The sequence below is a fragment of the Micromonospora echinofusca genome (assembly GCF_017614955.1).
Classification (GTDB): domain Bacteria; phylum Actinomycetota; class Actinomycetes; order Mycobacteriales; family Micromonosporaceae; genus Micromonospora; species Micromonospora echinofusca_A.
This window is the reverse complement of the sequence record NZ_WVUH01000045.1, coordinates 1-14,965: the sequence shown is the minus strand read 5'-3', so window position 1 is coordinate 14,965 and position 14,965 is coordinate 1. Positions and strand designations below refer to the sequence as shown.

The 14,965-nt window shown below is 74.9% G+C and carries 11 protein-coding genes; 4 read left to right on the top strand and 7 right to left on the bottom strand.

The window, feature by feature from the left end:
* Positions 1–42: 42 nt before the first annotated feature.
* On the top strand, positions 43–3,006 hold the full coding sequence (locus tag GSF22_RS35355; RefSeq protein ID WP_208812475.1) for a helix-turn-helix transcriptional regulator: 2,964 nt from the start codon (positions 43–45) through the stop codon (positions 3,004–3,006).
* Between the two features lie 58 nt (positions 3,007–3,064).
* On the opposite strand, the gene GSF22_RS08165 is transcribed toward GSF22_RS35355, so the two are convergent.
* From GSF22_RS08165 to GSF22_RS08145, 5 genes are all read right to left on the bottom strand, one after another.
* Positions 3,065–4,600, bottom strand: coding sequence for a long-chain-fatty-acid--CoA ligase (locus GSF22_RS08165; protein WP_208812473.1), 1,536 nt, complete (start codon positions 4,598–4,600; stop codon positions 3,065–3,067).
* On the bottom strand, positions 4,597–5,061 hold the full coding sequence (locus tag GSF22_RS08160; protein WP_208812471.1) for a MaoC family dehydratase: 465 nt from the start codon (positions 5,059–5,061) through the stop codon (positions 4,597–4,599). Before GSF22_RS08160 ends, GSF22_RS08165 begins: the two co-directional genes overlap by 4 nt.
* The gene (locus GSF22_RS08155; RefSeq protein ID WP_208812469.1) at positions 5,058–6,230 is read right to left on the bottom strand and encodes an acyl-CoA dehydrogenase family protein; all 1,173 of its coding nucleotides are present in this window, start codon (positions 6,228–6,230) and stop codon (positions 5,058–5,060) included. Before GSF22_RS08155 ends, GSF22_RS08160 begins: the two co-directional genes overlap by 4 nt.
* A gap of 33 nt (positions 6,231–6,263) precedes the next feature.
* Positions 6,264–7,022 carry a 3-oxoacyl-ACP reductase FabG gene (fabG, locus tag GSF22_RS08150; RefSeq protein ID WP_208812466.1) on the bottom strand — a complete coding sequence of 253 codons (759 nt, stop codon included), beginning with the start codon at positions 7,020–7,022 and terminating at the stop codon, positions 6,264–6,266.
* Positions 7,023–7,106: 84 nt separating this feature from the next.
* Positions 7,107–8,255 (bottom strand): acyl-CoA dehydrogenase family protein, encoded by a 1,149-nt coding sequence (locus GSF22_RS08145; RefSeq protein ID WP_208812464.1) that lies wholly within the window; start codon positions 8,253–8,255, stop codon positions 7,107–7,109.
* A 110-nt stretch (positions 8,256–8,365) separates the two neighbouring features.
* Here GSF22_RS08145 and GSF22_RS08140 point away from each other — a divergent pair, with 110 nt between their 5' ends.
* The 3 genes from GSF22_RS08140 (at position 8,366) to GSF22_RS08130 (ending at position 11,565) form a co-directional block, all read left to right on the top strand.
* Entirely contained in the window at positions 8,366–9,013 is a 648-nt protein-coding gene (locus GSF22_RS08140) for a TetR/AcrR family transcriptional regulator (protein WP_208812462.1), read from the top strand.
* Between the two features lie 63 nt (positions 9,014–9,076).
* Positions 9,077–10,495 (top strand): aldehyde dehydrogenase family protein, encoded by a 1,419-nt coding sequence (locus GSF22_RS08135; RefSeq protein WP_208812460.1) that lies wholly within the window; start codon positions 9,077–9,079, stop codon positions 10,493–10,495.
* A complete protein-coding gene (locus GSF22_RS08130; RefSeq protein ID WP_208812458.1) occupies positions 10,492–11,565 on the top strand; it encodes an alcohol dehydrogenase catalytic domain-containing protein in 1,074 nt (357 codons plus the stop codon). Before GSF22_RS08135 ends, GSF22_RS08130 begins: the two co-directional genes overlap by 4 nt.
* A gap of 101 nt (positions 11,566–11,666) precedes the next feature.
* Here the strand turns inward: GSF22_RS08130 and GSF22_RS35350 are convergent, their stop codons facing one another.
* Together GSF22_RS35350 and GSF22_RS08120 are read right to left on the bottom strand one after the other, a co-directional pair.
* Positions 11,667–14,405, bottom strand: a complete 2,739-nt coding sequence (locus GSF22_RS35350) for a helix-turn-helix transcriptional regulator (protein WP_307803829.1) — start codon at positions 14,403–14,405, stop codon at positions 11,667–11,669.
* 88 nt (positions 14,406–14,493) lie between these two features.
* Positions 14,494–14,965: TetR/AcrR family transcriptional regulator (locus tag GSF22_RS08120; protein WP_208812454.1), on the bottom strand; the 472-nt coding region annotated here is incomplete at its 5' end.

Sequence of the window (14,965 nt, the reverse complement as noted above, 5' to 3'; positions counted from 1 at the left end):
TTGGTGACGCACCGGTGGGGGCAGTACCGCTAACCTTCCCCCATGCAGGTGGTGTCTCCGGTTGTCGTGGGACGCGATACCGAGGTTCGGCTGTTGGAGGAACGCCTGGCCGGGGCCCGGAAGCTGCACGGGGGCACCGTCTTCATCCTGGGTGAAGCGGGGATCGGCAAATCGCGGCTGATCGGCGAGTCAGTCTCCCAGGCGTTCCTCGCCGGCGTACCGGTGCTACGCGGCCGGGCCAGCCCGACCAGTGCGCTGATGCCGTTCCGGCCGATCACCGAGGCGCTCTTCTCGCTGTTCCGCACCGAGGGTCCCCAGCACGACGAACGGCTCGCGCCGTACCGTCCGGCGCTGGCCCGGCTGGTGCCGGAGTGGCGCACGTCGGCCCAGCCCGGCGGCGAGTCCCTGGTGGTGCTGGCCGAGGCGGTGCTCCGGCTGCTCAGCGTCACCGGCCGGGAGCGGGGCTGCCTGGTGGTGCTGGAGGACCTGCACGACGCCGACGCGGAGACCCTCGCGGTGGTCGAGTACCTGGTCGACAACCTCGTCGGCCAACCGGTGCTGCTGGTGGCCAGCCTGCGACCGGATGCCGGGCCGGCCGCCGACCTGGCCCGGACCACCGCGCAGCGCCGCGCCGCCACCATCGTCGAACTCGCCCCGCTGGGCCCGGAGCAGATCCGGCAGCTCGCCGCCTCCTGCCTCCGGCTCGACCCGGCCGACCTGCCCGAACCGGTGGTCGAACGCCTGCTGCGCGACAGCGACGGCAACCCGCTCGTCGTGGAGGAACTGCTCCGCAGTGCGCTGGACGCCAACGTGCTGACCTGCGACGCCAACGGCTGCCGGCTGATCGGGGAGCTGGGCGACGAGGTGCCGTCCAGCCTGGTCCGCAACGTCGGGCAGCGCGCCGACCGGCTGGGCACCGAGGGGCGTGGGCTGCTCAACATCGCCGCCGTGCTGGGCCGGCGGTTCAGTGTCTCGGTGGTGCAGGAGATCAGCGGTCTGGACGACCGGACCCTGCTCAGCCACCTCGGCGCGGCGGCCGACGCGCAGCTCATCGGACCGGACGGCGCGGCCCCCGACTGGTACAGCTTCCGGCACGCGCTGACCGCCGAGGCACTGCTCGCCTCGCTGCTGCCGGCGGAGGCGGCGTCGATCGCCCGCCGGGCGGTCCACGTGCTGACCGCCAGCCGGCCGGGGCTGCCCGGCGAGTGGTGCCAGCTGGTCGCCCGGCTCAGCCTCACCGCCGGGGACGGGCGGGGCGGGGCCGCGCACTTCGCCGAGGCCGGCCGGCGGGCCCTGGCCGACGGTGCCACCGCCTCCGCGATCCGGCTGCTCAACCAGGCCAACGAGCTGCTCGCGGCGACCAGCGACGACGGCACGGGGACCCGCGCCGAGGTACTGGAGTCCCTGATGTACGCGCTGGCCGAGGCGGGACAGCTGGACCGCGCCTTCGAGCTGGCCGGCACGCTGGCCCCGCCGGAGGTACCGGACCGGCGGCAGCGGGTGGCCCTGCACACCCGGCTCGCCTGGGGGGCGGTACTCGCCGGACGGTGGTCCGACGCCGCCGGGCAGGTGACGGCGGCCCGGAGCCTGCTCGGGCCGGAGGCCGGGCCGGCGGAGACCGTCTCGGTCGACGTGGTCGAGGCGTACCTGCTGGTGGAGGGGCAGGGCACGGACGGCGACGGCGGACCGCAGCGGGCCGCCCGCGCCGGTCGGATCGCGTTGCACGCGGTACGGGTCGCCGAGCAGGTCGGCGCACCGGTGGTCGCCGCCCAGGCGTGGCAACTGCTCGCCATGCTGGCCCGGCACCGCAGCTTCGACGAGGCCGAGGCGTACCTCAACCGGATGCTCGCCCTGGCCGAGACGCACGCGCTGCCCATCTGGCGGGTCCACGCGACGCTGCGGCTCGGCGTCAACCGGGCGATGCGCACCGGGGAGACCGACGGCCTGCGGCAGGCGCTGCGGGAGGCCCGCAGCATCGGGGCGATCGCCCTGGCGTACACCGCCGAGAGCAGCCTCGCCCTGGAGGCGGTGCTGCGCGCCGAGTACGCGACCGCCGACGAGATCAGCGCCCGCTGCGCGGAGGTCACCGCCCGGCTGCGCTACCTCGACGACCACCAGTACAACCTGCTGACCCGGGCGATGGCCGCCGCGCACCAGGCCGACCGGGCCGGCATGGACCGGCAGTTGGCCGAGTTCCGCGCCTGGGGCGGCGAGCAGTCGCTGCACATGCCGCTGCTGTTCGGGCTCTGCCGGGCGTTCTGCGCGCTGCTGGAGGAGAACCCGGAGCTGGCCCGCAGCGAGCTGGCCGAGGCCCGGTCCTGGGAGGACCGCCACCCGAGCGTCTACTACCTCTCCGGCCGGTACGGCCTCAGCCTGCTGCTGGACGTGCTGGGCGGTGTGGCCGGTCGCGCGCAGTTCGACGCGGTCACCGCCTCCCCCGGGGCGGAGCTGCGGTGGAACCGGCAGTTCCTGCTGCTCGCCGAGGCGGTGCTGCTGGGTCGGGAGGGCCGCGCCGCGCAGGCCGTGGCCGCGGTGGAGCGGGCGCAGGAGGTCGCGGAGTGCTATCCGCGTACCCGGCACCTGGGGCTGCGGCTGGTGGCCGAGGCGGCGCTCGCCGACGGGTGGGGCGACCCGATCGGCTGGCTGCGTGCCGCCGAGGAGTACTTCCACCTGGCCAACCTGCCGATCGTGGCGGGGGCCTGCCGGGCGCTGCTGCGCCGGGGCGGGGCCCGTACCCCGCAGCGGCGCAGCGGGCGGCACCGGATCCCGGCCGCGTTGATCAGCAAGGGCCTGACGGTACGGGAGTTCGAGGTGCTGCTGATGCTCACCGACCGGCACGGCAACAAGGACATCGCCCAGCGGCTGTTCATCTCCCCGCGCACGGTGGAGAAGCACGTGGCGAGCCTGGTGGCCAAGACCGGCTGCGACGACCGGGCCGGGCTGCGCGAGTACGCCGCCGACGTGCTGCGGGCGTCCCGGTCGGCCGACCCCGGGGAGTGGGACTGACCGGGGTCGGCCGTCGCGGTGCGGGCGCCGGGGGTACCGGGCGGGACCGGCGCCCGGCTCACTCCACCGTCCGGCGCAGTTCCCGCTTGAGTACCTTGTGGCTCGGCCCGAGCGGCAGGGCGTCGACGAACCGGATCCGGCGCGGGTACTTGTGCCGGCCGAGCTGCCCGCGTGACCAGTCGACGAGTTCCTGTTCCCCGGGTGGGGCCGGGTCGTCCGGGTCGACCACCACCACCGCGCAGATCTCCTCGCCGTGCCGGGCGTCCGGGACGCCGATCACCGCCACCTGGGCCACCGCCGGATGCCGGGCCAGGACCTCCTCGACCTCGCGCGGGTACACGTTGAATCCGCCCCGGATGATGACGTCCTTCTTCCGGTCGACGATGGTGACGAACCCGTCGGCGTCCTTACGGCCCAGGTCCCCGCTACGGAACCAGCCGTCCACCACCGCCTCGGCGGTCGCCTCCGGCCGGCCGTGGTACCCGGCGAAGACGTTGTGCCCCCGGATGACGATCTCGCCCAGTTCCCCGGTCGGCAGCAGTTCGATCCGGTCGTCCAGGTCGGCGCGGGCGATCTCCACCTCCACGCCCCACACCGGGTGCCCGACGGTGCCGGCCCGGGTGCCGAAGTGCGGCTGGTTGGTGGTCGCGGTCGGCGACGTCTCGGACAGGCCGTACCCCTCGTAGACGTCGGTGTCGAACACGGCGGTGAACCGTTCCCGCACGGCCACCGGCAGCGAGGCCCCGCCGGAGATGCACAGCCGCAGCCGGGGCAGGGCGGACCGGCCGGCCGCCGCGTCGAGCAGCGCCAGGTACATGGTCGGTACGCCGTGGAAGACGTCCACCCCCTCGCGCAGCATCACGTCGAGAGCCGCCGGGCCGGTGAACCTGCCCAGCAGCACCAGGGTCGCGCCGACCCGGAAGGTGCCGTTCATCGCCACCGTCTGGCCGAAGGTGTGGAACAGCGGGAGGCAGCCGAGCACCACGTCGGTGCGGCGCGCGTCGTTGGCGTCGAAGACGTTGACCGTGGTGTTCATGACCAGGTTGAGGTGGGTGAGCAGGGCGCCCTTGGGGGTACCGGTCGTGCCGCTGGTGTAGAAGACCACAGCGGTGTCCTCGGCGGACCGGGTGACGTACGACGGCAGCGGCGGCAACGTCCCGCAGGCGTCCACCAGCCGGCGGTGCCCCGTCCCGTCGGGCACCGGACCGACGGTCAGCACCGGGATCCCGGCCCGGGCCGCCGCCGCTGCCCCGACGGTGAGCTGCGAGCCGTGACAGACCAGCACCGTCGCGCCGCTGTCGCGCAGCACGTACCCGGCCTCGTCGGCGGTGAGCAGCAGGTGCACCGGCACCAGCACCGCACCGGCGGCGAGGGCACCGTAGTAGACGCGGGGGAAGTCGACCACGTTCGGGACCAGCAGGGCCACCGTGTCGCCGGGGCGGACGCCCGAGGCGACCAGGCCGGCCGCGTACCAGCGGGCCTCCAGCCACAGTTCGGCGTACGTCACCCGGGTGTCACCGTCCACGACGGCGACGGTGTCGGGGTGCCGGCGGGCCGCTTCGGCCAGCACCATCGCCAGCGACAGGGCGGTCATCGGGCCGGCTCCGGGTACAGCCGGCTCACCGTTTCGGCGACGCAGACCGGTTTGCCGCCGGTGTCGCTGTCCACCACGACCGTGGTGACCAGCTGCGCTCCCCCGTCGACCGGGGTGACCCCGAGGATGGTGGCGGTGGCCCGGACCGCGCCGCCGACCCGCACCGGGGCCGGGAAGCGTACCCGGTTCAGCCCGTAGTTGACGCCCAGCCGGACCCCGTCGACCCGGTAGAGGCGACCGACCAGCGCGGGCAGCAGGGACAGGGTGAGGTACCCGTGGGCGATGGTGCCGCCGTACGGGCCGGCGGCGGCGCGTACCGGGTCGGTGTGGATCCACTGGTGGTCGTCGGTGGCGTCGGCGAACAGGTCGACCCGGTGCTGGTCGATCCGCTCCCAGGGCCCCGGTCCGAGCGGCTGCCCGACGGCACCGGCGAGGTCGTCGACGCCCGTGAAGGTCCTCATGCCAGGTGTCCTCCCAGTCGGGTGTAGCCGCGCAGCAGGTCCCGGGCGATGATCAGGCGCTGCATCTCGTCGGTGCCCTCGAAGATCCGGTACAGGCGGACCTGCCGGTACCACCGCTCGATGGGCAGTTCCCGGGTGTAGCCCATCCCGCCGTGGATCTGGAGCACCCGGTCGACCACCCGGTTGACCATCCCGGCGCCGTAGAGCTTCGCCATCGACGAGGCGTGCCGGGGGTCCAGGCCCTGGTCGACGGTCCAGGCGGCGCGCAGGATGAGCCAGCGGGCCGCCTCCAGTTCGGTCTCCGAGTCGGCGATCATCCACTGGATGGCCTGGTTCTCGGCGATCGGCCGGCCGAACGTGTGGCGGGTGTTGGCGTGGTCGATGGCCATCCGCAGGGCCCGTTCGGCGATGCCCACCGCGTGCGACGGGATGGTGTACCGGCCCTTGCCGATCCACTCCATGGCGAGGGTGAAACCCTGGCCCGGCTCGCCGAGGATGTTGCGGCCCGGTACCCGGACGTCGTCGAAGACCAGGGCGGCCGGGCCGCCCTCCCCCATGGTCGGGATGAACTCCGACCGCCAGCCCATCGACCGGTCCACCAGGAACGCGGTGGCGCCGCCGTGCCGGGCGCCCCGCTCCCGGTCGGTGACCGCGATGACGATGGCGAAGTCGGCGTCGTTGCCGCCGGTGATGAAGGTCTTCTCGCCGTTGAGGATCCAGTCGGCACCGTCGGGTCGGGCGGTCAGCCGGATGTTGGCGGCGTCCGAGCCGGCGCCCGGCTCGGTGAGCGCGAAGCAGCTGATCCGTTCGCCCTCGATGGTCGGCAGCAGGTACTCCCGCTGCTGCTCCTCGTCGGCCCGGAAGAGGATGTTGTCGGCCTCGCCGCCGAACCGGAACGGCACGAACGAGCGACCGAGCTCGGTCCAGATCAGCGACTGCGTCACCGCCGGCAGGTCCATGCCGCCGTACTCCTGCGGGGTGGCCAGGCCCCAGAAGCCGAACCTCCTCGCCCGGAGCTGCAACTCGCGCAGTTCGCTGCGCTCGATCCCGGGCCGGTGGGCCCGTTCCCGCCGGAGCAGTTCCTGCTCCAGTGGCATCACCTCCCGGGTGACGAAGTCCCGGGCCGTGTCCCGGACGGCCCGTTCCTCATCGGTCGGCGCGAAGTCCATGTCCCCTCCGGTTCTCTCCGGTCGCGGCGCGGGTCACCGCGCGCCGCCGTTGACGTACAGGGTCTGGCCGCTGACGTACGAGGCGTCGTCGCTGGCCAGGAAGGCGATCACCGAGGCGATCTCGGCCGGCTGGGCGACCCGGCGCAGCGGGGTGTGCTCGGCGACGAGCTGTTGGTGCCGTTCGGGGTCGCTGCCGACCCGACGGGCGGTGGCGGCGGTCATCGCGGTGGCCACGTACCCGGGGGCGACCGCGTTGACCGTGACGTTGAACGGGCCGAGTTCGACGGCGAGAGTGGCGGTCAGGCCCTGCACCCCGGCCTTGGCCGCCGCGTAGTTGACCTGGCCCCGGTTGCCGAGGGCGGAGCGGCTGCTCAGGTTGACGATCCGTCCGTAGCGGGCCGCGACCAGGTGTTCCTGGGCCGCCTGGCAGCAGAGGAACATGCTGGTCAGGTTGGTGGTCAGCACCGCCTCCCACTCCGGCAGCGGCATCCTGAACAGCAGGTTGTCCCGGGTGATCCCGGCGTTGTTGACCAGGACGTGCAGGGCCCCGAACGTCTGCACGACCCGGGCGGTCATCGCGGCCACCGCGTCGGCGTCGGTGACGTCGCAGCCGATGCCGACGGCCCGGCCCCCGGCTGCGGTGATCTCGTCGGCGACCGCCTGGCTGCGCGCGACGTCGAGGTCCACCACGGCGACCGCCGCGCCCTCAGCGGCGAGCCGGTGGGCGGTGGCGGCCCCGATACCCTGTGCCGCGCCGGTGACGACGGCGGTCCGGTCGGCGAATCTGGTCACGGTTCTCCCCTGGTCGTGGTGGGCGGACTGGTCATGGTGGGCGGACTGGTCATGGTGCGGGCGCCCGGCGGCGGTGCGGGACGGCTAGAAGGCGTCGACGCCGGTGAGGGCGCGTCCGACGAGAAGCTGCTGGATCTGGCTGGTGCCCTCGTAGAGGGTGGTCACCCGGGCGTCGCGCAGGTACTTGCCGACCGGGTACTCGTCGATGTAGCCGTACCCGCCGAAGACCTGCACCGCGTGGTTGGCGGCGCGGACGGCGGCCTCGCTGGCGAAGAGTTTGGCGATCGACGCCTCGGTGGCGAACGGTTCTCCCCGGTCGATCAGGTCGGCCACCTGCCACACCAGCAGCCGCGCCGCGGCGGTGTCGACCGCGATGTCGGCCAGCAGCCGCTGGACGAGCTGGTGGCCGGCGATGGGTTTGCCGAACTGGGTCCGTTGCCGGGCGTGGCCGACGGCGGCGTCCAGGCAGCCCTGGGCGATCCCGACACAGCCGGCGGCGACCGACATCCGCCCCTTGGCCAGGGTGTCCAGCGCCAACCGGAAGCCGGCGCCCGGCTCGCCGAGGCGGGCGGAGTCGGGTACCCGGACGCCGTCGAGGACGAGTTCGGCGGTGGCCTGCCCGCGCAGGCCGAGCTTGCCGTGGATCTCCCGGCGGATCAGTCCCGGGCTGTCGGTGGGTACCAGGAAGGCGGTGATGCCCCGGTGTCCCGGCCCGCCGGTCCGGGCGAGGAGCAGCGCCAGGTCGGCGGTGGTGCCGTTGGTGATGAACATCTTCGACCCGGTGATCAGCCAGTCGGTGCCGTCGGGTACCGCCCGGGTGGTCAGCGCGGCGGCGTCCGAGCCGCTGTCCGGTTCGGTGAGCGCGAAACAGCCGAGGGCGGTACCGGCGCAGAGTCGGGGCAGCCACTGCGCCCGCTGCCCGGGGGTGCCGTGCGCGGCGATCGCCTTGGCGACCAGGCCGAGCGAGACCGACACGATGCCCCGGACGGCCGAGTCGCCCCGGCCCAGTTCCTCCAGGACCAGGCAGTAGGCGAGGTGGTCGCCGCCCGAGCCGCCGTGCTCCTCGGCGATGGTGAGACCGAGGAAACCCAGCTCGCCCAGTTTGCCGACGATGTCGGGGTCGACCGCCTCCCGGCGGTCCCAGGTCGCCGCGTGCGGCCGTACCTCGCGGTCGACGAAGTCGGCGGCGAGCTGGCGGACGGCCGCCTGCTCGGCGGAGAGGCGTAGGTCCATGGCCATAAAACTAGCGGTGGAAGTTTTAATTCGTCCAGACCCCGCTGTGGCAGAGTTTGCGGCGGAGCACCCACCCCGGACGCCCGGACCGCACCGCAGAGGAGGAACCGATGCCCCGGCCTCGGCAGGCGCTGCTCAGCCGGCAGCGGATCATCGAGACCGCCGCCGCGCTGATCGACTCGGACGGCCTCGAAGGGTTCTCCACCCGCCGACTCGCCGCCGAACTCGGCGTCCGGGGGCCGTCGCTGTACAACCACTTCGCCAGCCGGGACGAGATCCTCGACGCGGTCGCCGACAGCATCACCGCCCAGGTGGACGTGTCCTTCTTCGGGACCGTGGACTGGCGGGAGGCACTGCGCCGCTGGGGGCGGTCGTACCGGGCCGCCCTCGCCGCCCACCCGCACATCGTTCCGTACCTGGCCCAGGGACCGGGCCGACGGCCGGCCGCCCTGGCGATGGCCGACGCGGTGTACGGCGGGCTGGTCGAGGCGGGCTGGCCACCGGCCCGGGCCACCCACATCGGCGCGCTCATGCGGTACTTCGTGGCCGGCTCGGCCCTCGGGTCGTTCGCCCGGGGCTTCGTCGAGGACCCCGGGCTCTACACCGAGCAGTACCCGCACCTCACCCAGGCGCACCGGCTCGCCGAGCACCAGCAGCAGGTCGACGAGGGGGCCTTCACCCTCGGCCTGGACGCCCTGATCGAGGGCCTGTCCCGGACCTACGAGCAGACCGTCGGCCCGCTGCCGCCCCTTCAGTAGGGCGCCACCGCGTACTACAGTGACGAAACTTGCACTGCTAGTTTTCGCGACGTGAGGGGCACGATGGATCTCGCACGGACCGACCTGTACCTCGACGGACGCTGGGTCCCCGCGTCCACCGACCGGACCCTCCCGGTGCACAACCCGGCGACGGAGCAGGTCGTCGCGACCGTCCCGGCCGGGACCGCCGCCGACGTGGACCGGGCCGTCACCGCCGCGCGGGCCGCCTTCGACGGCTGGGCGGACACCGCCCCGGCCGAACGGGCCGCCGGTCTGGACCGGCTGCACGCCGCGCTGACCGCCCGGGCCGACGACCTCGCCCGGACCGTCGCCCTGGAACTGGGCACCCCGCTGCGGATCGCCACCCGGGTCCAGGTCGGGCTCCCGCTGACCGTCCTGCGCAGCTACGTCGACCTGGCCGCCCGGGGCCCGGCCGAGCAGACCGTGGGCCACTCGCTGGTGGTCCGCGAGCCGGCCGGCGTCGTCGGCGCGATCACCCCGTGGAACTACCCCCTGCACCAGATCGTGGCCAAACTCGCCCCGGCGCTGGCCGCCGGCTGTCCGGTGGTCCTCAAACCCAGCGAGCTGACCCCGCTGGTGGCGTACCTGCTCTTCGACGCGATCGACGAGGCGGGGTTCCCGCCGGGGGTGGTCAACCTGGTCACCGGCACCGGTCCGGAGGTCGGTGCGGCCATCGCCGGGCACCCCGGGGTGGACGTGGTCTCGTTCACCGGGTCCACCGCCACCGGCCGGCAGATCGCCCACCTGGCCGCCGACCGGATCGCCCGGGTGGCGCTGGAACTCGGCGGCAAGTCGGCCAACCTGATCCTCGACGACGCCGACCTGGCCACGGCGGTCAAGGTGGGGGTGGCCAACGCCTTCCTCAACTCCGGGCAGACCTGCACGGCCTGGACCCGGATGCTGGTGCACCGCAGCCGCTACGCCGAGGCGGTGGAGCTGGCCGCGCGGGCCGCCGACGGGTACCGCCCAGGCGACCCGTTCGACCCGGACACCCGGCTCGGCCCGCTGGTCTCGGCCGCCCAACGGGACCGGGTCCGCGACCACGTGACCCGGGCGCTGGCCGACGGTGGCCGGCTGGTCACCGGCGGGCCGGACGCCCCGCTACCGGAGCGCGGCTTCTTCGTCGCCCCCACGGTGATCGCCGACGTCGACCCGGACAGCGCGCTGGCCCAGGAGGAGGTCTTCGGCCCGGTGCTGGCGGTACTCCCGGTCGACGACGACGCGCACGCCGTGGCGGTGGCGAACAACTCCCGGTACGGACTGGCCGGTGCGGTCTGGTCGGCCGACGAGCAGCGGGCGCTGCGGGTGGCCCGCCGGCTGCGGACCGGTGCCGTCGACATCAACGGCGCCCCGTTCAACCCGCTCGCCCCGTTCGGCGGGTACAAACAGTCCGGTCTCGGCCGGGAACTGGGCACGTTCGGGCTGGACGAGTTCCTCCAGACCAAGGCGATCCAGCGGTGAGGGCGCTGGTCGCCCGGGGTGCCGGGGAAGCACCGCGGGTGGAGGAGATCGAGCTGCCCGCCCCCCGCCCCGACGAGGTGCGGGTGGAGATCCGGGCCGCCGGGGTTTGCCACTCCGACCTGTCCATGGTCGACGGGACGCTGGCGCCGCCGTACCCGCTGGTCCTCGGCCACGAGGCCGCCGGGGTGGTGGTCGAGGTCGGTGCCGGGGTCGGGCGGGTGGCGGTCGGCGACCACGTGGTACTGAACTGGGCGCCACCGTGCCGACGCTGCTGGCACTGCACGCACGACGAGCCGTGGCTCTGCGCGGACAACGGGTCACCGGCCACCGCCCGGGGCCGGACCGCCGACGGGGGACCCCTGCACGTCACGCTCGGCCTCGGTGCCCTCGCCGAGCAGGTGGTGGTGCCGCAGCACGCCGTGGTGCCGGTCCCGGCCGGACTGCCGTTCGAGGTGGCCGCGCTGCTGGGCTGCGCGGTGCTCACCGGCTTCGGCGCGGTACACCGGACCGCCGCCGTCGCCCCGGGCGACGCGGTGGCGGTGATCGGTCTGGGCGGGGTGGGCCTGTCGGCGGTCGCCGCCGCCCGGGCGGCCGGCGCCGACCCGGTGCTCGCCGTCGACGTGTCACCGGCCAAGGCGGATCTCGCCCTCGCGGCCGGTGCCACCCGGTTCCTGCCGGCCGACGGCACGGTCAGTCGGGCGGTCCGGGCGCTCACCGACGGGCGCGGCGTCGACCACGCCGTGGAGTGCGTCGGCCGGGCCGCCACCATCCAGGACGCCTGGCGTGCCACCCGCCGGGGTGGGCAGGTCACCGTGGTGGGCATGGGTGCCCGGGACGAGCTGGTCAGCCTCAGCGCCCTGGACATCTTCCACTCGGCGCGGACGCTGCGCTCGTCGGTCTACGGCTCCTCCGACCCGGACCGGGACCTGCCCGGGCTGGCCCACGCCGTGCTCGACGGCAGCCTCGACCTCACCCCGCTGATCACCGACCGGGTCGGCCTGGACGAGGCACCGGCGGCGTTCGAACGGATGGCCCGGGGCGAGGGGGCGCGCACCGTGGTGCGCCCCTGACGGCCCGGGCCGACGCGGCGCAGCACGGCGTGAAACAGCACGGCGTGAAACAGCACGGTCCGGGCCGGCGCGGCGCGGTCGGTGCCGCCCCCCGGTCCGGATCAGGTGATCGCCCGGGCCAGCTCGGTACGGGACCGGATGCCCAGCCGGTGGAAGATGTTGCGCAGATGGTGGTCGACGGTTCGGGTGGACAGGAACAGCCGGGCCGCGATCTCCCGGTTGGTGGCCCCCTCGGCCACCAGTTGCGCGATCCGCAGCTGCTGCCCGGTGAGGACCCGGGCCACCGGCAGGTCCGGTCCGCCGACCGACTCACCGGCCGCCCGCAGCTCGGCGCCGGCCAGCTCCGCCCAGGTGGTCACGCCGAGGCAGGTGAAGGTCTCCCGGGCGCGGTGCAGGTGTTCCCGGGCGTCGCGGGGCCGCCGGCCCCGACGCAGCTCCCGGCCGAAGAGCAGTTCGGTGCGGGCCCGTTCGAACGGTCCCGCCTCGGCCGGGTGCAGCCGCAGGGCGGTCCGGAACTCCGCCTCGGCCGTCGTACCGCCCCGGGGGGCGAGCAGGGCGTGGCAGCGGGCGGAGAGGGCCCGCCGCGACGGACTCGCGGTACTGGTGACCCACCGGTCGAAGACCGCGAGCGCGGCGAGCGCCGCCGGGCGGTGGGCGGTGTGCGCCGCCGCCTCGACCAGGTACGGGGTGGCCATCACCTGGATCAGCACCTGTCCCCGGCCGGTGCCGGGCCGGGCCAGGGCGACCAGCCGCGCGGCGGCGTCGTCGGGCCGGCCGTCGGTCAGGTCGAGCACCGACAGGGCCCACTGCGCCAGCGCGTACGGCCGGCTGCCCGGCCCCGGGCCCTCGCCGATCTCCCGGATCCGGCGCAGGCTGTCGTCCCGGTCCGCCCGGATCGCGGCGAGCACCGCGAGCATGCCGAGGTGGACGTGGGCGCAGTTGGTCTGCCCGCCGGCCCGGGCGACCCGCAGCCCCTCCCGGGAACTGGCCGCCGCCGCCTCGTGCCGACCCAGCCAGTACTCGGCGGCGGCCCGCAGTTCCAGGGCCCGGGGCAGGGTGGACAGTTCACCCCGGGCGCGGGCCAGCTCGACCGCGCGGTCGGCGAGCCGGTGGGTGGCGCGGTCCACCCCGACCAGCAGTCCGGCGGCCGCCGCCAGGGTGAGCGCGGCCGGGGTCAGGGCCGGCCCGGTGAGCTGCCCGCCGAGCACGACGGCCCGGCGCAGGGCCGGCCCGCCGCGTTCGTGGTCGCCCCGCAGGGTCGCCGCCACCCCGGTCAGGTAGGCGCTCAGCAGTTCCGTCCCGGCGGGCGCCGCCGGGCGGCGCAGCGCCTCGGCGCGGCGGGCCACCTCGGCGTACCGGAACTGGTCCCCGGCGAAGCAGGCCGCCTCGCCGGCCCGCACCAGCGCGCCGAGCGCCGCCGTACGGTCGGCGCCGGCCAGCGCCTCCGCCGCCGCCAGCAGTGCGGCCAGGGCGGCCGGGATGGTCCCGCACCGCAACTCCAGCTCGCCCCGCAGCAGCTCCGCCCGGCCGGCGACGACCGGATGCACCGGGGTGGCGGGCAGTCTCCGCAACAGCAGCCGGGCCCGCTGCGGCTGCCCCGCCGACCAGGCGTACCGGGCGGCCGCCACCAGTCGGGTGGCGGCGAGATCCGGCTGGTCGGTCAGCTCGGCGGCGCGTTGCAGGGCCACCGACGCGGTCGGATAGCCGACCCGGTCCGCGACTGCGGCGGTCTCCAGCGCGGCGGCCAGGGCCGGGTCCGGACCGACGGCGGCAGCGGCGAGGTGCAGGGTGCGGCGCAGCCGGTGGCCGGGCCCGTCGAGTACCCGGGCGAGCAGCAGATGGGCCGTGCGCCGCTCGGCGAGGGTGGCGGTCGACTCGACCATGGCCCGGGCCAGCGGCTGCGGGAACACCACCCGCTGCGGCCCGACCCGGACCAGTCCGGCGGTCTCCGCCGGGGCCAGCGCCGCGACCGCCGTACCGGCGGCCCGCGCGGCGCGGAGCAGGGTGGCCGGATCGGATTCGCCGTCGAGTGCGGCGAGCAGCAGCAGGCGCCGTGCGTCGGTCGGCAAACGCCCCAGCCGGATCCGGTAACCGCGGGCCAGGGCACCGTCGGCGGGTACCCGGGCGGGCGGTGGTTCCTCCCCCCGCGCCTGCCCGGGGGTGAGCGCGGTGGCGAGGTCCACCAGTGCCTGCGGGTTGCCCCGGGCCAGCCCGGTGAGCACCGCCGCCACCGGAGCGGTCAGGCCGGTGGGCAGCAGGTCGGCGAGCAGGGTCCGGCTCTGGGACTCGTCGAGTGGGCGCAGCCGGTGGGTGGGTATCCCGCCGGTGAGGGCGTCGGTGTCGGTGGCCCCGGTGAGGACCACGGCGACCGGCAGCCGGTGCACCCGCCGGGCCACGAACGCCAGCACCTCGGCGGTGGGCCGGTCACCGAGGTCGAGGTCGTCCAGGGTGCACAGCACCGGGCGGTCCCGGGCGACGGCGGCGAGCAGTCCCCGGACGGCCATCGACAGGGCCAGTCGCTGCCCGGGGGGACAGCCCGCCCCGGCCATCACCCGCCGGAACAGGCCCCGCTGCTGCGCCGGCAGGGTGTCGGCCCGGTCGAGTACCGGGTCGAGGAGTCGTTGCAGTCCCGCGTAGGGCAGGGTCGCCTCGCCGGGGAGCGCGGTCGCGGCCAGCACGAGGCGGTCCGGGGCGTACCGGTGCGCCCGGTCGACCAGTGCCGTCCGGCCGGTACCCGGTTCGCCCTGGAACAGCAGGGCCCCGCCGCCCGCCGGGTGGTCGAGCAGGTCCCGCAGCGCACGGCACTCGTCGTCCCGGCCCCGCAGCACAGCTATTTGCACTGATGGTGCAGCAACCATAGGGTCAGTGTCACCCATCAGCCATCCGATGGAAAGAGGACGGTCGATCCGGGCAGGGCCGCGCGTCGGGTCAGTCGCCCTGCGGGTCGGCGAGCAGGGCCGCCACCGTACGGGCCATCACCGCCCGGGCCTGGTCCACCCCCAGCCCCAGACCGTCGCGGAGCATCGCCCAGGTCGGCCACATGCTCGTCGCCACCAACGCGTGCACCAGTTGCTCCCGGCCCGCCCCGGCCCGGTCCAGTTCGGCGGCGAAGAGCTGCTCGACCTCGTCGCGGACCCGGTCGATGTGCTTGAGCCGGTTGCGGTGCAGCTGCGGGGAGAGCGGCTCCCGCATCTGCGCGGCCCGCGCGGAGGGCGCGATGAGCTGCAACAGCTTGGCACGTTGCCGGCAGTACGCGTCGACCCGCCTGGCCAGCGGCAGGGTCGGCGGCACCGGTTGCCAGGCCGCGTCCTGCTGCCGGAGCAGCTCGGCGCCGCTGGCCTCGAACAGGGTCTCCATGTCCTTGAAGTTCGTCCAGAGGGTCCGCAGGGACACCCCGGCC

What these genes read in the sequence shown, in the direction of transcription:
- GSF22_RS08160 (WP_208812471.1), bottom strand. Translation starts at nt 5,061, where the DNA reads ATGAGGACCTTCACGGGCGTCGACGACCTCGCCGGTGCCGTCGGGCAG.
- GSF22_RS08135 (WP_208812460.1), top strand. Translation starts at nt 9,077, where the DNA reads ATGGATCTCGCACGGACCGACCTGTACCTCGACGGACGCTGGGTCCCC.
- GSF22_RS08155 (WP_208812469.1), bottom strand. Translation starts at nt 6,230, where the DNA reads ATGGACTTCGCGCCGACCGATGAGGAACGGGCCGTCCGGGACACGGCC.
- GSF22_RS35355 (WP_208812475.1), top strand. Translation starts at nt 43, where the DNA reads ATGCAGGTGGTGTCTCCGGTTGTCGTGGGACGCGATACCGAGGTTCGG.
- GSF22_RS08145 (WP_208812464.1), bottom strand. Translation starts at nt 8,255, where the DNA reads ATGGACCTACGCCTCTCCGCCGAGCAGGCGGCCGTCCGCCAGCTCGCC.
- GSF22_RS08140 (WP_208812462.1), top strand. Translation starts at nt 8,366, where the DNA reads ATGCCCCGGCCTCGGCAGGCGCTGCTCAGCCGGCAGCGGATCATCGAG.
- GSF22_RS08165 (WP_208812473.1), bottom strand. Translation starts at nt 4,600, where the DNA reads ATGACCGCCCTGTCGCTGGCGATGGTGCTGGCCGAAGCGGCCCGCCGG.